The sequence below is a fragment of the Pelomonas sp. Root1237 genome, from assembly GCF_001425055.1.
In the GTDB taxonomy this organism is placed as follows: domain Bacteria; phylum Pseudomonadota; class Gammaproteobacteria; order Burkholderiales; family Burkholderiaceae_C; genus Pelomonas.
This window is the reverse complement of record NZ_LMDK01000001.1, coordinates 122,843-138,456: the sequence shown is the minus strand read 5'-3', so window position 1 is coordinate 138,456 and position 15,614 is coordinate 122,843. Positions and strand designations below refer to the sequence as shown.

Annotated in this window: 11 protein-coding genes; 5 read left to right on the top strand and 6 right to left on the bottom strand. The window is 71.4% G+C overall.

From position 1 onward, the window contains the following. Window positions 1-34 precede the first annotated feature (34 nt). Window positions 35-1,336 (bottom strand): M20/M25/M40 family metallo-hydrolase, encoded by a 1,302-nt coding sequence (locus tag ASC91_RS00630; RefSeq protein WP_056191073.1) that lies wholly within the window; start codon window positions 1,334-1,336, stop codon window positions 35-37. A 23-nt stretch (window positions 1,337-1,359) separates the two neighbouring features. Between ASC91_RS00630 and ASC91_RS00625 the strand changes: the two genes are divergently transcribed. Beyond that, window positions 1,360-2,184 (top strand): alpha/beta hydrolase, encoded by an 825-nt coding sequence (locus ASC91_RS00625; protein WP_056191071.1) that lies wholly within the window; start codon window positions 1,360-1,362, stop codon window positions 2,182-2,184. On the opposite strand, the gene ASC91_RS00620 is transcribed toward ASC91_RS00625, so the two are convergent. From ASC91_RS00620 to ASC91_RS00600, 5 genes are all read right to left on the bottom strand, one after another. Then, complete coding sequence (locus tag ASC91_RS00620) at window positions 2,171-5,263, bottom strand: ligand-binding sensor domain-containing diguanylate cyclase (protein WP_157280975.1); 3,093 nt, start codon at window positions 5,261-5,263, stop codon at window positions 2,171-2,173. The two genes, ASC91_RS00625 and ASC91_RS00620, sit on opposite strands and share 14 nt — an antisense overlap. A 95-nt stretch (window positions 5,264-5,358) precedes the next feature. Beyond that, window positions 5,359-6,105, bottom strand: coding sequence for an AAA family ATPase (locus tag ASC91_RS00615; protein WP_056191066.1), 747 nt, complete (start codon window positions 6,103-6,105; stop codon window positions 5,359-5,361). Between the two features lie 81 nt (window positions 6,106-6,186). After that, window positions 6,187-6,870 (bottom strand): ABC transporter ATP-binding protein, encoded by a 684-nt coding sequence (locus ASC91_RS00610; RefSeq protein ID WP_056191064.1) that lies wholly within the window; start codon window positions 6,868-6,870, stop codon window positions 6,187-6,189. 2 nt (window positions 6,871-6,872) lie between these two features. Beyond that, entirely contained in the window at window positions 6,873-8,132 is a 1,260-nt protein-coding gene (locus ASC91_RS00605; RefSeq protein ID WP_056191062.1) for an efflux RND transporter periplasmic adaptor subunit, read from the bottom strand. A 7-nt stretch (window positions 8,133-8,139) separates the two neighbouring features. After that, complete coding sequence (locus ASC91_RS00600) at window positions 8,140-10,617, bottom strand: FtsX-like permease family protein (protein WP_056191060.1); 2,478 nt, start codon at window positions 10,615-10,617, stop codon at window positions 8,140-8,142. Between the two features lie 152 nt (window positions 10,618-10,769). On the opposite strand from ASC91_RS00600, the gene ASC91_RS00595 reads away from it, so the two are divergent. From ASC91_RS00595 to ASC91_RS00580, 4 genes are all read left to right on the top strand, one after another. Continuing rightward, a complete protein-coding gene (locus ASC91_RS00595) occupies window positions 10,770-12,062 on the top strand; it encodes a sigma-54 dependent transcriptional regulator (RefSeq protein ID WP_056191058.1) in 1,293 nt (430 codons plus the stop codon). Then, window positions 12,052-13,212, top strand: coding sequence for a PAS domain-containing sensor histidine kinase (locus ASC91_RS00590; RefSeq protein WP_082532311.1), 1,161 nt, complete (start codon window positions 12,052-12,054; stop codon window positions 13,210-13,212). Before ASC91_RS00595 ends, ASC91_RS00590 begins: the two co-directional genes overlap by 11 nt. Before the next feature lie 92 nt (window positions 13,213-13,304). Continuing rightward, on the top strand, window positions 13,305-14,531 hold the full coding sequence (locus ASC91_RS00585; protein ID WP_056191054.1) for a glycerophosphodiester phosphodiesterase: 1,227 nt from the start codon (window positions 13,305-13,307) through the stop codon (window positions 14,529-14,531). A gap of 226 nt (window positions 14,532-14,757) precedes the next feature. Next, on the top strand, window positions 14,758-15,477 hold the full coding sequence (locus ASC91_RS00580) for a two-component system response regulator (protein WP_056191052.1): 720 nt from the start codon (window positions 14,758-14,760) through the stop codon (window positions 15,475-15,477). Window positions 15,478-15,614 lie beyond the last annotated feature (137 nt).

Sequence of the window (15,614 nt, the reverse complement as noted above, 5' to 3'; positions counted from 1 at the left end):
CCTGTCTGGCGGGGGTTTTGCCTGAGTCGATGCCCTATCGAGTCAGTCGATGGATCAGCAAGGCCGCACGGATGGCACCACGCTCGATGGAGGCGATCTCCAGCCACTCGTCAGGCGTGTGCGCGCCACCGCCCGCGGCTCCGAGGCCGTCGAGGCTGTCGATCAGCGGCGCGACGAATTGGACGTCGCCCGCGCCGCGCAGGCCGGGCGGGAAGGGCACGATGGCATTCAGGCCGGCGTCAGCGCTGGCTTGGGAATAGGCCTCCAGCACCTTCAGATTGCCCGGCGTGGGTGCCATCGGCGGGTAGCTTTCGTGGAAGCTGATCTTCGAGCGCGTGCCGGGCAGGGCCTGGTCGACGATGGCCTGCATGCGCTCGCGCGCCTTCGCACCCTGCTCGGCGGTCAGGTAGCGCAGGTCGCCGCGCACCTGGGCATCGCGCGGGATGACATTGGTCTTGCCGAAGGCCTGGCCCTGGCTCTCGCCGTCATCCCATTTGGCGCTGGTGCCGGCCACGATCGTCGCGGCATTGAAGGTCAGGTCGGGCTCGATGAGCTGCTCGCGGAAGGCGTTCAGCACACGCGCCGCCTCGTAGACGGCGCCGTAGCCATCCTTGCCGAACACGCCTGCCGAATGGCCGGTGCGTGCCGTGACGTTGAGATGCCAGCCGCCCGAGGCACGCCGGCCGATGGTGGCGGCGTCGCGGCCCTGCTCGTCCTTGGTGGCGCCCTCGAAGGCCAGGGCCACGTCGCTCTGCTTTGCGGCGTCGATCAGCGCGGCCCGCGCCACCTCGGCGGGGCTGCCGACGCGCTCCTCGTCGCCGGTGAAGACGGCCCGCACGGTGCGGCCATCCAGCGCGCCGGCGTCGTTCAGCGCCCGCAGCGCGAGCAGGATGATGACGTCGCCGCCCTTCATGTCGGACACGCCCTGGCCGCGGACCTTGCTGCCGTCGCTCTGCCAGGGCGGCACCGGGCTGTCCTTCTCGAAGACGGTGTCCAGGTGGCCGATCAGCAGCACGCGCTTGCCCTTGTCGCCACTGCGCTCGGCCACCAGATGGCCGGCGCGCTTCATCTCGGCTGGCATGTCGACCCAGTGCGCCTTGAAGCCGATGGCCTCGAAGGCCTTGGCGTAGACGGCGCCCACTTCGCGCACGCCGGTCGGGTTCAGCGTGCCGCTGTTGATGAGGACGCTGCGCTCCAGCAGCTTCAGCGCGTCGGGTGTGTGGCGCTTCACGTTGGCGACGATCTGCTGCTCCTGGGCGTCGAGCCCGGCGGCCATCGCCGAGGACGTGACGAGCAGCAGGGCGAGGGCGGTTCGGATAGCGTGCCGGGTCTTCATGCCTTGAGTGTCCAACACCCACCATGCAACGCCGCCTGCTGCTGACCCTGCCTCTAATGAGCTGTCTGCCGGCATGGGCCGCCCCGTCGACGGCCCTGCCCAGCGTGCGGGTCCTGCCCGAGCCGCTGGCCATGCCGGGGCTCGCCCGCAGCCGCACGCTGCGGCTGTGCCTGCCGCCCAGCTACGACAGCGAGCCCGAGCGTCGCTACCCGGTCATCTACATGCACGACGGCCAGAACCTGTTCGACGCCGCCACCAGCTTCGCCGGTGAATGGGGCGTGGACGAGACGATGGCAGCCTTGGGGAAGGAGACCGGCTTCGAGGCCCTCGTCGTCGGTATCGACAACGGCGCCGAAAAGCGCAACAGCGAGATGGCGCCCTACGACCACAAGGAACTCGGCAAGGCCGAGGGCCCGGCCTATCTCGACTTCATCGTCAACACGGTCAAGCCCTTCATCGACAACGGCTGGCGCACGCGGCCCCGAAGCGAGCACACGGCGCTGATCGGCAGCTCGCTCGGCGGCCTCATCAGCCATGCGGCCCTGCTGAGCCATGGCGAGGTGTTCGGCCGCTATGGCCTGTTCAGCCCGTCCTACTGGGCGGCGCCCCAGCTCTTCGAAGCGACCGCTGCGGCCCGGCTGCCAGCCGACACGCGCATCCACCTCTACTGTGGCGGCCGGGAAGGCGGCAGCATGGCGGGGCAGACGCGCCAGATGCACAAGCAGCTGGCGCGCCAAATGCCGCCCGAGCAGTTGAGCCTGCACATCGCCGCCGAGGCGGGCCACAACGAGGCGGCCTGGCGCGCCGAGCTGCCGGCGGCGCTCAAAACCCTGTTCAGGCCGGGCTGACGGCGTCGTCGACGGCGGCGCTGCGCGCGACCTGCAGCCGCTTCTCACCGCGCCAGGCGGCCAGGCCGTCGGGCGCCTCGCGCGGCGACAGGCCGTTGGCGCGGATGGCGCCCATATAGCCGTCGCGGCCGTGGGCCTTGGTGGCGTACAGCGCCGAATCGGCCAGGGCCAGGCAGGCGCGCCAGTCCCACAGCCGCGGGTGGCGCGGGTCCAGCGGGAAGGCGCAAAAGCCGACGGACACCGTGACGTGCACGGTCTCGCCGGGGCCGATCTCGAAGGGCTGGTCGCGCACCGCGGCGCAGACGCGCGCGGCCAGCTCGGCGGCATCGCGCCGCTCGGTCTCGCGGGCCAGCACCAGGATTTCCTCGCCGCCCCAGCGCACCAGGGAGTCGGTCTCGCGAAAAACCTGGCGCAGCCGCTCGGCCACCTGCACCAGCACCGCGTCGCCGGCCGCGTGGCCATGCACGTCGTTGACGCGCTTGAAATGATCCAGGTCCAGCAGCATCAGCAGCAGGTCGGCATCCGGGCCGGGACCTTCGCCCGCTCCTTCAATTCCGGGGGTCTCGAAGCGGCGCAGGCACAGGCGCAGGTCGTCGTCCAGGCGCAGCTCGAGGTAGCGGCGGTTGCGCAGACCTGTCAGTGCATCGGTCAGGCTCAGCTCGCGCAGCTCGGCCGTGCGCTCGTCCACCAGGGCCTTGAGTTCGACCTCACGGCGGCGCAGCAGCCGCGTGCGCCAGCGCATCCAGGCCCAGATGGCGAGCAGGGCCAGCAGCCCGCCGCCGATGCGGGCCGACGTGGTCTCCCACCAGGCCGGCTCCAGCGTGATGGGCAGCTGCAGCTGCTCGGTGCCCCACAGGCTGTGGTGGGCCGTGGCACGCACCTGCAGCGTGTAGTGGCCGGGCCGCAGCGGCCCGAAGCTGGGGTTGCGGCCGCTGGCGTCGACGCGCGTCCAGTCGCTGTCCAGGCCTTCCAGACGGTATTCGTAGCGCAGCCGAGACGGGTCGGCATAGTCCAGCGCCGCGAACTCGATGGACAGGCTGCGCTTGCCGGGCGGCAGTTTCAGGCCGTCCAGAAGATTGCGGGGCTGCTCCCAGGGCTGGCCGTTGACACGCAGGCCGCTGACGACCAGCGGCGGGCTGGTGCGCTGCGCGCGGTAGGCGTCAGGCAGCACGCGCAGCAGGCCTCGACTGCCGCCGAACAGCAGGCCGCCGCCGGGCAGCTCGGTGCTGGCAAAGAACCAGAAGCTGCCAAAGTTGGCGCCCTCGGCGCTGCCGAAGCTGTCCAGGCGGTCGGCCGCCGGGTCGTAGACATAGAGCTGGCTCCAGATACGGCCCTGCGCGTCCTCGTGCAGATTGCCGCCGAATACGCCCTCCACGCCATGGCGCTCGCTGATGCGCTCGAAGCGCGCGCGGCCCTCGCCGTCCCAGCCCTTGAGGCGATGCAGGCCGCTGACCGGCGTGTCCACCCACAGCCGCCCGTCGCGCCCCCACAGCAGGCTCATGACGATGGGGCTGGCCAGGGACTCGGCGGGTGCCTGTGGCACCACCTCCAGGCCGCCCTGGCCAGCGGTTCTCTCGCGGAACAGGCCCTGCTGGCCGCCCACCCAGAGGCGCCCGTCCGGCGCGGCGCTCAACACATAGACGCCACCGTGCAGCGGCCCGCTCAGCGGATGCACCCGCTCCAGCGCTGCGGCGCCATCGCCGGCGAGGCGGTACAGGCCCTCCTGCATGCCCAGCCAGATGCTGCCGTCGGCGCGCAGCAGCAGCTGTTGGGCACGGCCGCCGTCCAGCGCCCAGTCGCGCAACAGGCGGCCATCGGCGGCGCGGTGCTCCAGGCGGCCGGCCGCGGCCATCCACAGGCTGCCGTCGCCCGCCTCGGCCATGAGCTCGACGACGCTGCGCCGCTCGCGCGGCCATTCGCCCAGCGTCGCCAGGTCGCGGCCCGGGCGGCCGTCCAGGCGGGCGATGTGGCCGGTCTGCGTCGGTGCCAGCACCTCGCCGTTCTTCAGGGCCAGCACCGCGCGCACATCGGCCTCGGCCAGCGGGCTGTTCAGGTCGGCATCAGGGCCGCGCACGGCCAGGGCTGGGTGGGAGAGGTGGCGCTGCACACCCAGGCCATAGCCGCTGACCCACATCGCGCCGCTGCGGTCGCGCAGCAGGCCGCTGATGTCGTTGCCGGCCAGGCCCATCGCGCGGCGCGGGTCCTGGCGCAGCCTGGCCTCGACGGCGCCGCTGGCCGGGTTGACCCAGAACAGCCCGACCTTGCCGCCCACCCAGAGCCGCCCGTCCGGGCCTTCCGCCAGCGCATTGATGGGCATGTCCAGCGTCTGCACCCAGCGCACCTGGCCCTGCTCGACGACACCGAGGTGGCCGTCCTGCGTGCCCAGCCAGATGCGCCCGCCGCGATCCTCGGCCAGGGCCGGCACGGGCATGCCCTGTTCCAGGCCGGGCAGGGCGAGGTCCTCCCAGGCACCGTTGACAAAGCGGGCCAGGCCGCGCCAGTGGCCGGCCCAGACGACCCCGTCGGCGCCCACCTGCAGGGCCAGCACCCGCTTCTCGGCCTGGCCGCGCCAGCGCAGCTCGTGGGCCTCGAATCGCTTGGCCGCCGGGTCGTAGCGGTACAGGCCCTGGCCCAGGGTGCCGACCCAGATGGCGCCGTCCGCCGCCGCCGCCAGCGCGCGGATGGGCGGCTGCGGGCCCGCGCCGCCCTGAGCGCTGCCATGGCTTTCGACGCGGTCCTGGCCGGGGTCGTAGGCCACCAGGCCCTGGAACTCCGTGCCTATCCACATGCGCCCGTCGGCCGCGGCGCTGAGCGCCCGCACCCAGCCCAGGCTGCGCTTGGCCGTCGTGTCACCGGCCTGCTCGATGGGTCGCAGCCGGTAGCCGTCGTAGCGCGTCAGCCCCTTGCTCGTGGCGATCCACATGAACCCGGCCCGGTCCTGCGAGATCGCCGGCACCGAGTTCTGCGGCACTGTCACGCTGCGGAACTGCACCTCCAGCGGGCCCACGCCGGCGTCGGCGCGGGCCAGACCCGCCCCGAGCAGCATCAGGCCAAGCAGGCCTTGAATTAGGGGGTGCATGGGCCGGCATCCTAAAGGCGGCGATTGACGGCGCCGGCCTGCTGGGGTTACCGCGGACGGGGGAGATGTGCAGTGCTTGTCGGCGATCAGCAGGCTTAATGCGCCAGCAATGTGGCCAGCACACGCTGCGGGTCGGTCATGAAGTCGCGCGTGACGCGGTAGTGCTCGGTGTCTTCGTAGGCCACGCGGCGCACGCCGTCCGGCGTGCACTGGTAGATCCAGGCGTCGGGATAGGCCATCAGCAGCGGCGAATGCGTGGCGATGATGAACTGGGAATTCGCCTTCACCAGTTCGTGAACGCGCGCCAGCGCGGCGAGCTGGCGTTGCGGCGACAGCGCCGCTTCGGGTTCGTCAAGCAGGTACAGGCCCCGGGCGCCAAAGCGCTCGTTGAGCAGCGCGAGAAAGGATTCGCCGTGTGACTGCTCGTGCAGCGACTTGCCGCCATAGCCGCTGATGATCGGTGAACCGCCCGGCCCCGCGTCCAGGTTCTCGATCTCGGTCGCGACGTTGAAGAAGCTCTCGGCGCGCAGGAAGAAGCCATCGCGCGGCGGCTTGTAGCCCTTGGCCACCCGCAAGTACCCGTGCAGCTCGGAATGCGACAGCCGCGTGCCGAAGCGGAAGTTCTTGCTGCCGCCCTCGGCGTTGAAGCCCAGCGACACGGCCAGCGCCTCCAGCAGCGTCGACTTGCCCGAGCCGTTCTCGCCGACGAGGAAGGTGACCTTGGGATGCATCTCCAGCCGCTCCAGCGTACGCACGGCGGGCAGGTTGAAGGGATAGCGGTCGAAGGAGTCCACCTTGTCGCGCTGCAGGGCGAGGTGGAAGACGAATTGGGTGGAGAGCATGAGCTCGGGCGCTTTGGAGATAGGCGGTCTTGGGACTATGCAGCAGCAGCGTTTTGCGAATGCCACGCGTCAGCCAGAACGTCAAATCACCGCCGCCATCGCATCCACCACCACCCTGCCATCCAGCAGCCGCAGCGTTCGCGACGCCTGCGCCGCGTGCTCCAGCGAGTGCGTGACCATGACCAGCGTCGTGCCCTCGGCGTTGAGCTCGCGCAGCAGCCGCATGACCTCCGCGCCGTGGGCGCTGTCCAGGTTGCCGGTGGGCTCGTCGGCGAGCAGCAACGCGGGCCTCGCGGCGATGGCGCGGGCGATGGCCACGCGCTGTTGCTGGCCACCACTGAGCTGGCTGGGCCGGTGGCCGGCGCGATGGGCGATACCCAGGCGCTCCATAACCTCTGCGATGCGCTCGCGACGAGCGCGCGCGGGCAGTTCGCCGTATTCCAGCGCCAACGCGATGTTCTCGGCCACGCTGAGGTCGTCGATGAGGTTGAAGCTCTGGAACACGAAGCCGATGCGGCCGCGGCGCAGCGTGTTGAGCTGCTTCTCGGTCCAACCGGCGACGTTCTGGCCGTCGAACCAGTATTCGCCGCCGCTCGGCGCGTCCAGCAGGCCGAGGATGCCCAGCAGCGTGGACTTGCCGCAGCCCGAAGGGCCGGTGATGGCGAGGTATTCACCGGCCTCGATGTCGAGGTCGATGCGGTCCAACGCGGTGGTCTCGATGTCGCCGGTGTGGAAGGTCTTGGTAAGGTGCTTGAGCTTGAACATGGTCAGTGGATGTCGAGAGCGGAAGCGCCCGCCAGGACGCGGTAGGGGGAGACGACGACCTGCTCGCCGGCTTGCAGGCCGCCCAGCACTTCGATGACGCCATCGGCGCGCCGGCCCAGTTGCAGCGGGCGGCGCTGGGCGTGGCGGCCGTCCGAGTCGAGCACAAAGGCCCAGGCGCCGCCGGTGTCGGCATAGAAGCCGCCGTCGGGCAACAGCAGCGCGTCCTGCGCCTGGCCCAGCGTCAGGCGCACGTCCAGACCCTGGCCGACCTGCAGCGCGGGCGGCTCGGCGTCGAAGGCCAGCTCGACGGTGAAGCGGCCGTCCTTGACCTGCGGGTCGATGCGCGCGACGTGCAGCGCATGGCTGCGGCCTTCGTGGGCCAGCGCGCCGGCCAGGCCTTCGTGCGCGCGGCCGAGGTGGAATTCGTCCAGCCGCAGGTCGAGCTTGAAGCGGCCCAGGCTGTCCAGTCGCGCGATGCGAGTGCCGGCGCGCACGCTTTCGCCCACCTGTAACGCCAGGCCCGTCACGCGGCCGGCCACCGGTGCGCGCACGGCCAGGCCCTCGCTGGCGGCGCGCATGGCGGTGAGGCGCTGGTCCAGGTCGGTGACGGCGCGCTGCATGGCCTGCACGGACTGCTCGCGGGTGCGCAGCTCCTCGCGGCCGTCGGCCTGCAGTTGCGTGAGCAGGCGCTGGGCCATGGCCAGTTTGTCGGCCGAGTCCTCGAGCGCCGACGGCGACAGGAAGCCCTGCGCGGCCAGGCCGACGTTGCGCTGGTGCAGGCGGCGCACGCGCTCCAGCTCGAACTCGCCTTGCGTCAGCTCGCGGCGCTGCGCGGCTTTCGCCTGGGCCAGCCCGGCGCGGAAGGTGGCAAGGTTGGCCAGCTGCTGCGCCGCCTCGCTGGAGCGCGCCATCAGCTCCTGGGCGCGCTGGGTGCTGCTGAGCACGACGAGCAGCTGTCCGGCCGCGACGCTGGCGCCATCCTTCACCAGCACCTGCTCGACGCGGCCATCCTCGGTGGCGTCCAGCAGCACCGACTGCAGCGGCTGCACGACGGCGCGGCCGACGACGAGGTCGCGAAAGGGGCCGGTTTTCACGGCGGCAATTTCCACGTCGGCGCGCGCCACCGCCACACCGCGCGGCCAGTAGCGCACCAGCAGCAAGGCCGCGGCAAGCGCAGCCAGGACCGCCAGCACGATCAGGCCGTAGCGCCTGGGCACCGCGACGCGGCGGTCCATGGCGGCGCCGGAGAGCGCGGCACTCATTGGCGCGTCAGCCACGCAGCGCCTGGAGTGGCCGCAGCGCCAGCGCCGCATGCAGGTGCCGCGCCACGGCCAGCGTCGTCACCACGGTCAGCAGCGCGACGGCGGCCAGCAGCGCCCACAGCGAGAACGGTCCCACCGGCGCGCGCTCGACGAAGCCGCTCAGGTAGAGCTGCGACAGCCAGGCCGCCAGCGGCAGCGCCACGGCGCAGGCGGCGGCCAGCACGCCGACGAACTCGGCGGCCAGCAATCCCGCTACTGCACCGGGGCCGGCACCGTGCAGCTTGCGCAGCACGATCTCGCGCTCGCGGCGGCGCAGCGTGTAGGCGGCCAGGGCGTAGATGCCCACGGCGGCCAGCGCCAGGGCCAGCAAACCCGCGAAGCCGATGAGCCGGCCCAGGCGGGTGTCCTCTGCGACCTTCTGCAGCAGCATGTCGCGCATTGGCAGGGCCTCGATGAACGAGTCGGGAAAGCGTTCGTTGAGCAGTGCCGTGAGCTTGCGACGTGTGGCCTGCGGGTCACGGCTGTGCACGCCGATGGCGCCCGCGCCGCGCGTCGCTACGGCCGAGATGGCGTGCGGCTGCGGCGGGCTGCGCGGGCCTTCCAGGCGGATGTCGTCGATGACGGCGACGACGGTGGCGGGCTTGCCATCGTGGAAGTTGGGGGACACCCCCAGCGTCTGGCCAACCGCCGCCTCGGGGCTGGCAAAGCCGAGCGCGCGCACGGCGCTGCGGTCCAGCACGAGGCCGTTCTGCGCCACCTCCGCGACATGGTCGGCCGACAGCCGGCCGGCGATGACCCGTATGCCATAGACCTGCAGATAGCCGGGAGTGAAGTCGACGCCGGTGCGCAGGTTCATGGGCGGGGCGCCTGGGCGGTTGAACTCGGAGAACCAGCTCGAAAAATCCCGCCCCGGCACGTCGTCGGCAGCGGCCGCCGCGACCACCTCGGGCCAGCGGCGCACCTCCTCCAGCAGGGCCATGGTTTGCGCCGGCTGCGCTTCCCAGGGCAGGTCGACGGCGACGCGGTCCTGCAGCTCGAAACCCCGCGGCATGCCGCCGGCATGCTCGGCCTGCCACAGCACGGTCAGCGCCAGTGACGCGAACAGCGCGGCGGCGCCGAACTGCAGCGCCGTCATGAGCCGGCGCAGCCAGCGGCTGGCCGCGCCCTCGCTGTGGCTGCGGCCGGCCAGCGACTCTGCCGGCCGCACACGCAGCGCGATGGCCGCCAGCGGCAGCGAGCTCAGCCCTGCAATGCCCAGGCACAGCAGGCCCGTCAACGCCGCCATGACGGGCGACAGCACCGGCGCGTCGAAGGGATGCTGCAGCAGCACCGACGCCGTGGGCGAAGCCCACCAGGCCAGCAGCACTCCGAGCGCGCCGGCCAGGCCCGCGACAACGGCCGCCTCGGCAAAGAACTGCACGGCCAGCTGGCCGGCGCCCGCGCCCAGGGACTTGCGCAGGCCGATCTCGCGCTGGCGCCTGAGCGTGCGCACGCTCCACAGGTTGACGAAGTTGATGACGGCCAGGCCCAGCACGCCGGCCGATGCAGCGGCCAGGCCGGCCAGCTGCTGACGCCGCTGCGGGCTGCCGGCGCCGTGCAGGCCGATGTCGGCCACGGGCAGGGCGCGCAGATAGGCCGCCTTGCCGCCCCCCTTGAGGAAGTCCATCGGGAAGCCCGGCGGCAGGGGTTGCCGGTCGACCAGGCGCTGCGCCAGGCCGGTGAGCTGCTCGGCCGTGGCGCCAGGTTGCAGGCGGGCGAACAGCCGGCCGGAGTTCTGGTACCAGTTGTCCGAGCGCGCCAGGTAGGCCTTGGCGGCCGGTGCCTGGAAGCCGGCGATGGCGTCGTAGATCAGCGGGCCGTTCATGTTGGGCGTGGGCAGCACCGCCTTGACGGTCAGCGCGAACTGCATGGCCGGCGTGCGGCCCTCGGGGTCGGGCGGCAAGGACAGGGTGAAGGTGCGGCCGAGGACCTGCGCGGTGCCGAAGAGCCGCTCCGCGGCGACTTCCGTCAGCGCAATGCCTTCGGGCGACGACATCGCGGCCTTCAGGTCGCCGGCGACCGGCTGCAAGCCCAGCAGCGTCTGCAGGTCGGGATCGGCCATGGCGATGACCAGCCGCACGCCACGGGGCTGGCCCTGCGCCTCGCTGGCGCGCGCGTGCAAAAAGGTGTAGAGCACGCGGCTCATCGGCCCCACCGGCGCGCCGGTGTCGCGCAAGGCGGCGTTCAGCGGCACGGCCGGCACGTCGCCGAACCAGTCGGTCGTGATGCCGCCGGGCCCGCGCACCCGCCACTCGAAGGTGATGAGCCGGTCGGGCTCGGGCACGCGGGCATCGGGCCACAGCGTGTCCTGCAGGAAGCTGGCGGTCAGCAGCGTCAGCGCCAGGCCCAGCGCGAGGCCGGCGATGACGAGGGCGGCCGGGCCGGGTTCGGCACGCAGTTGCCGCCAGGCGCCGCGCCAGGCGGTGGAGGTGGGGAGCTGGGTCATGGCCCGGTTTTGCAAGAGGCGGGCCAGGAGCGTTCTCCCAGGCCAACGCGGCCTGAAGGCATGGCGACCGTCCGCAAGCGGACAGCTCGACTGTCCGCTTCCGAACACCACCTTCCCCGCAGCCCCGGCCCCGCTTAGAGTCGCGCCCTCTCATGCCCGGCATCCTCATCCTCGACGACGACCCCGACGTGGCCCTGGCCGCGCGGCTTGCGCTGCGCAGGCTGAGCGCGGTGGCCGTGCGCAACGACCCGCGCGAGCTGGCCGCCGCACTGGACGAGATGGCGCCCGACGTGCTGCTGCTGGACATGAACTTCACACCCGGCGCCAGCGATGGCGTGGCCGGCCTGGCGCTGCTGCGTGAGGTGGTGGCGCGCCGCAACGCGCCGGCGGTGGTCGTCATGACCGCCTATGCCGAGGTGGAACTGGCCGTGCAGGCGCTCAAGAGCGGCGCGGTGGACTTCATCACCAAGCCCTGGGCGAACGACAGGCTGGTGGCCTGCGTGCAGGCGGCGCTGGCCCGACGTGCTCCCGCGCCTGCCGCGGGCGAGCTGCTGGGTGAGTCGACGGCGATGCAATCCCTGCGCTCGCAGATCGCGCAAGTCGGCGCCAGCGAAGCCAGCGTGCTCATCCTGGGCGAGAACGGCGTCGGCAAGGAGCTGGTGGCGCGCGCACTGCATAGCGCCTCGCCGCGTGCGGCCGGGCCGCTACTGGCCGTGGACATGGGCTCGCTGCCCGAGGTACTGGTGGAGAGTGAACTCTTCGGCCACCGCCGCGGCAGCTTCACGGACGCCCGCGAGTCACGGCCCGGGCGCTTCGTCGCAGCGGCCGGTGGCACGTTGTTTCTCGACGAGATCGGCAACCTGCCACTGGCCCAACAGGCCAAGCTGCTGGCCGCGCTGGAGCGCCGCGAGGTGACGCCACTGGGCAGCGACAAGCCGGTGCCGGTCGATGTGCGTGTGCTGGCCGCCACCAATGTGGCCGAGGCCGAGCTGTTCGACGCGCGGCGCTTCCGGCCCGACCTGCTGTACCGCCTCAACACCGTGGTGCTGCGCGTGCCGCCGCTGCGCGAGCGCGGTGCCGGCGACATCGCGCTGCTGCTGCGCCACTACCTCGCGCAGTTCGCCAAGGAGCGCACCGTCGAGGTGACACCGGACGCCCTGGCCAGGCTCTGTGCCTACCGCTGGCCTGGCAATGTGCGCGAGCTGCGCCAGGCCTGCGAGCGCGCGACGCTGCTGGCACGCGGGCAGGTGCTCGCGTGGGACGACTTCGGCCTCAACGCCGCGCCGCTTGCGCCTGCCGAGCAGGGGTTGGACCTGGCCCAGCGCGAGCGCGAGGCCGTGCAGGCGGCGCTGGCACAGGCCGACGGCAATATCAGCCAGGCGGCCAAGCTGTTGGGCGTCAGCCGCGCGGCCTTGTATCGACGGCTTGAGAAGCATGGGCTTTGAACGAACCCGTGTCGTGGTGGCTGCGATGGGGCTGGCAGCAAGCGCGGCGGGCGCCGCCGCTTCAATGGACGCCCCGCGCCTGCTCGTCGCCTGCGCGCTGACCGGCTGCCTCGCTGCTGCCATTGGGTGGACTGCACTGAGTCGCCTTGCCTACCGGCCGACGCCGCTCCCACCCGACCCACCGCCCGCACCGCGCCCGGACCTGGATGCCGCACTCGAACACGCCCCGCTCGCGCTGTGGCGCCTCATGGCCGGTACACCGCCTCTCGCGCTGAACGCCGCCGCGCGCCGGCTCATCGCCCCGGGCCGAGCCGCCGAACCTGCGGCACTGCTTGCTCTGCTGGACACCGGCCCCGGCCGGCGCGTCGTCACCCTGCCCACCGAGCATGGCCAGGAGCGCGCCGTGCTGGCCGTCTCGGCGCTGACGGTGCAGGGCCAAGCCTGGCGGCTGGCGGCACTGGCGCCCATCGAATCCGAGCTGGAGACCGAGACGCTGGCCGCCTGGCGCCAGCTGGTGCAGGTGCTGACCCACGAGATCATGAATTCGCTGACGCCGATCGCCTCGCTCGCCACCAGCGCGCCGGCCCTGCTGGACGCCGGCGAGCACGAGGAGCTGCAGGCGGCCCTGGCGACGCTGGCGCGCCGGGCGGCGCATCTGCAGGCCTTTGTCGAGCGCTATCGCAGCGTCAGCCAGCCGCCCGCGCCAACGCTGGCCGACACGCCGCTGCTGCCCTTGCTGCAGGCGGTGCAGCGGCTGTTGGCGCCGGCCTGGGAAGTGGCCGGCGGCGCGGTCAGGATCGTGGTCGAACCCGAAAGCCTGGCCCTGCGCACGGACGCGGCGCAGCTGGAACAGGTGCTGATCAACCTGGCGCAGAACGCGCTGCAGGCTTGCGCCGGCTATTCCAAGCCCGAGCTGCTGATCGAAGCCCGCCTGAGCCGCGGCGCGCGGCTGCGGCTGACGGTGGCCGACAACGGTCCGGGCGTGGCGCCGGGGCTGGAGAGCCGCATCTTCACACCCTTCTTCACGACGCGCGAGGGCGGCAGCGGCGTGGGCCTGGCAGTCGTGCGCCAGCTGGTGCATGGTCTGGGCGGCTCGGTGCGCCACGCCAAACGGCCGGGTGGCGGCGCCTGCTTCGTCTTGACGTTTTGATGCAGTTGCAGCGGAGCTAGGGGGTTCCAGGTTCACGGCCTCGTCACCGCCGCCGCCTACCCTGCGGCGCTCGGTCACCCAGGAGCCATCCGATGTTCAAACCCCTTCGCTGGGCCGGCCTGTGCCTGCTCGCCTTCGCCTCGCTGAATGCCACCGCTCACGACCGCGGCCGCGCCGAGAACGCGCCGCTGGTCATCGGCCACCGTGGCGGCGCCACCGGCTACCTGCCCGACCACACGCTGGAGAACTACGCGTTGGGCATCGCCATGGGTGCCGACTATGTCGAGCCTGATCTTGTCGCGACCAAGGACGGCCACCTGATCGTCCGCCACGAGCCCAACCTGATCGCGACGACCAACGTCGCCTCGCTGCCGCAGTTCGCCTCGCGCAAGCGCACCGCCGTCATCGATGGCGCGACCGAGACGGGCTTCTTCGCCAGCGACTTCACGCTGGCCGAGATCAAGACGCTGCGCGCCATCCAGCCGCTGGCCGACCGCGACCCATCCTTCAATGGCCAATTCGAGATCCCGACGCTGGAGGAGGTCATCGCCTTCGTGAAGCGCAAGTCGGCCGAGGAAGGGCGGCGCATCGGCATCTACCCGGAAACCAAGCACCCGACCTATCACCAGAGCCTCGGCCTGGCCCTGGAAGACCGCCTGCTGCGCGTGCTGACCAAAGCTGGCTGGAACCATCGCAGCGCGCCGGTCATCGTGCAGTCCTTCGAGACGACCAACCTGAAATACCTGCGCAGCAAGTCCAGCCTGCGCCTGGTGCAGCTGGTGGATGCCGACGACGTCAATGCCGACGGCAGCCTGGCCTTCAACAAGCCCTATGACAAGCCCTACGACTGGGTCGTGTCCGGCCGCGCCGGCCTGTTCAAGGACCTGCTGACGCCAGCCGGCCTGGCCGAGGTGAAGACCTATGCCGATGGCATCGGCCCGTGGAAGGTCTACCTGATGTCCAGCGCCTGCAAGACGGTGGCCGCGGGCGGTGGCTGTGCCGACAGCAACGGCGACGGCCTGGTCGACGAGCGCGACCGCAAGCTGCTGCCCGCCAGCGACATCGTCGCCAACGCGCACAAGCTCGGCCTGGTGGTGCACCCCTACACCTTCCGCAGTGAGCAAAAGCGCCTGGCCAGCGACTACCAGGGCAGCCCGGTCAACGAATACCTGGCCTTCTACGAGCTGGGCGTGGACGGCGTGTTCGCCGACTTTGCCGACTCGGCCTTCGCGGCTCGGGCGATGTTCCTGCTGAAGAACGACGCCGGCTACGCCCGCTGCCTCGTGAACGGCCGGGGCTGCGTCTCCAGCCGGGATTGAGGTACGGAACGCGGACCGGCGCCGGGCCGCTCCCAAGCCGGCCCGCAGGCGATGTGCTTGCGGCTCAATGCCGCAAGCATCGCCGTCCCCTCGGGGGACCGACTGGGTTTGCCCGCGTTCAGCGCGCAAAACCGGGCGAGGGGTGCACTCTTACCGGCTTTCCTCGGTGGTGTGACCGTGTGGCGGGTGTTAGGCTGCCCGCTGTTACACCCCGGGGATGGAGTCGATGTTTCACGAGCTGCAGGAGTTGCTGGGCGCCTATCTGATGCCGGTATTGATCGCGATACCGCTGGCCATCATCGTGCTCATCGCCGCCTTCAAGCGTGACGACTACCGTCCGCCGCGCGAATACACGCCGCCGCCACGCCCGCCGCAAGGGGACCAGCGCGCCAACGCGCCGGTGGTGTTGCCGCCGCTGCCTGGCTCAGCCACTGCTGGCCCGTCGATGGCCAGCGCCTTCGTCACGGCGCCTACGCCGATGCAGCCGCCGGCCGCCCCCGCGCCCGTGGTGCCGGAGGGGCCACCCACCGTGCTGATCGCTGATGACTCGGCCGTCGTGCGCACCAAGCTCAAGCGCCTGCTGGAAGGTGCGGGCTTCGTGGTCGTCCAGGTCAACGACGGCAACGAGGCCATGGCACAACTGGACGAGAAGCCCGAGATCGCCGTGTTGATCACCGACCTCGAGATGCCCAACAAGGACGGTTTCGAGCTGATCGCCGACGTGCATGGCAGCCTGATCACCGAAGACCTGCCCGTCATCGCCATCACCGGCCACGACGAGCTGCACGGCCGCGTCGGCCAGATCGAGGGCGTCTACGGCATCTTCAAGAAGCCCTGGAACGACCGCGAACTGCTCAAGCGCGTGGAGTCGCTGGTGCACCTGCGCAGCGCCGCCAGCAAGCGCGGCCGCCGCGTCAGCGACCTGCGCGCACCGCCGAACGCGTAAACGAAGCCCCTCGTCCAGTCGCGCCCTGCTGAACGCGGGCGCGCCTGACCGGTCCCCCGAGGGGACGGCGATGCTTGCGGCATGGAGCCGCAAGCACATCGCCATACGCGGGCCGGCTAGGGAGCGGCCCGGCGCTC

Excerpts from the sequence above, each read along its gene's own strand:
- ASC91_RS00630 (WP_056191073.1), bottom strand. The coding sequence starts at position 1,336 with ATGAAGACCCGGCACGCTATCCGAACCGCCCTCGCCCTGCTGCTCGTC.
- ASC91_RS00625 (WP_056191071.1), top strand. The coding sequence starts at position 1,360 with ATGCAACGCCGCCTGCTGCTGACCCTGCCTCTAATGAGCTGTCTGCCG.
- ASC91_RS00620 (WP_157280975.1), bottom strand. The coding sequence starts at position 5,263 with ATGCACCCCCTAATTCAAGGCCTGCTTGGCCTGATGCTGCTCGGGGCG.
- ASC91_RS00615 (WP_056191066.1), bottom strand. The coding sequence starts at position 6,105 with ATGCTCTCCACCCAATTCGTCTTCCACCTCGCCCTGCAGCGCGACAAG.
- ASC91_RS00610 (WP_056191064.1), bottom strand. The coding sequence starts at position 6,870 with ATGTTCAAGCTCAAGCACCTTACCAAGACCTTCCACACCGGCGACATC.
- ASC91_RS00605 (WP_056191062.1), bottom strand. The coding sequence starts at position 8,132 with ATGAGTGCCGCGCTCTCCGGCGCCGCCATGGACCGCCGCGTCGCGGTG.
- ASC91_RS00600 (WP_056191060.1), bottom strand. The coding sequence starts at position 10,617 with ATGACCCAGCTCCCCACCTCCACCGCCTGGCGCGGCGCCTGGCGGCAA.
- ASC91_RS00595 (WP_056191058.1), top strand. The coding sequence starts at position 10,770 with ATGCCCGGCATCCTCATCCTCGACGACGACCCCGACGTGGCCCTGGCC.
- ASC91_RS00590 (WP_082532311.1), top strand. The coding sequence starts at position 12,052 with ATGGGCTTTGAACGAACCCGTGTCGTGGTGGCTGCGATGGGGCTGGCA.
- ASC91_RS00585 (WP_056191054.1), top strand. The coding sequence starts at position 13,305 with ATGTTCAAACCCCTTCGCTGGGCCGGCCTGTGCCTGCTCGCCTTCGCC.
- ASC91_RS00580 (WP_056191052.1), top strand. The coding sequence starts at position 14,758 with ATGTTTCACGAGCTGCAGGAGTTGCTGGGCGCCTATCTGATGCCGGTA.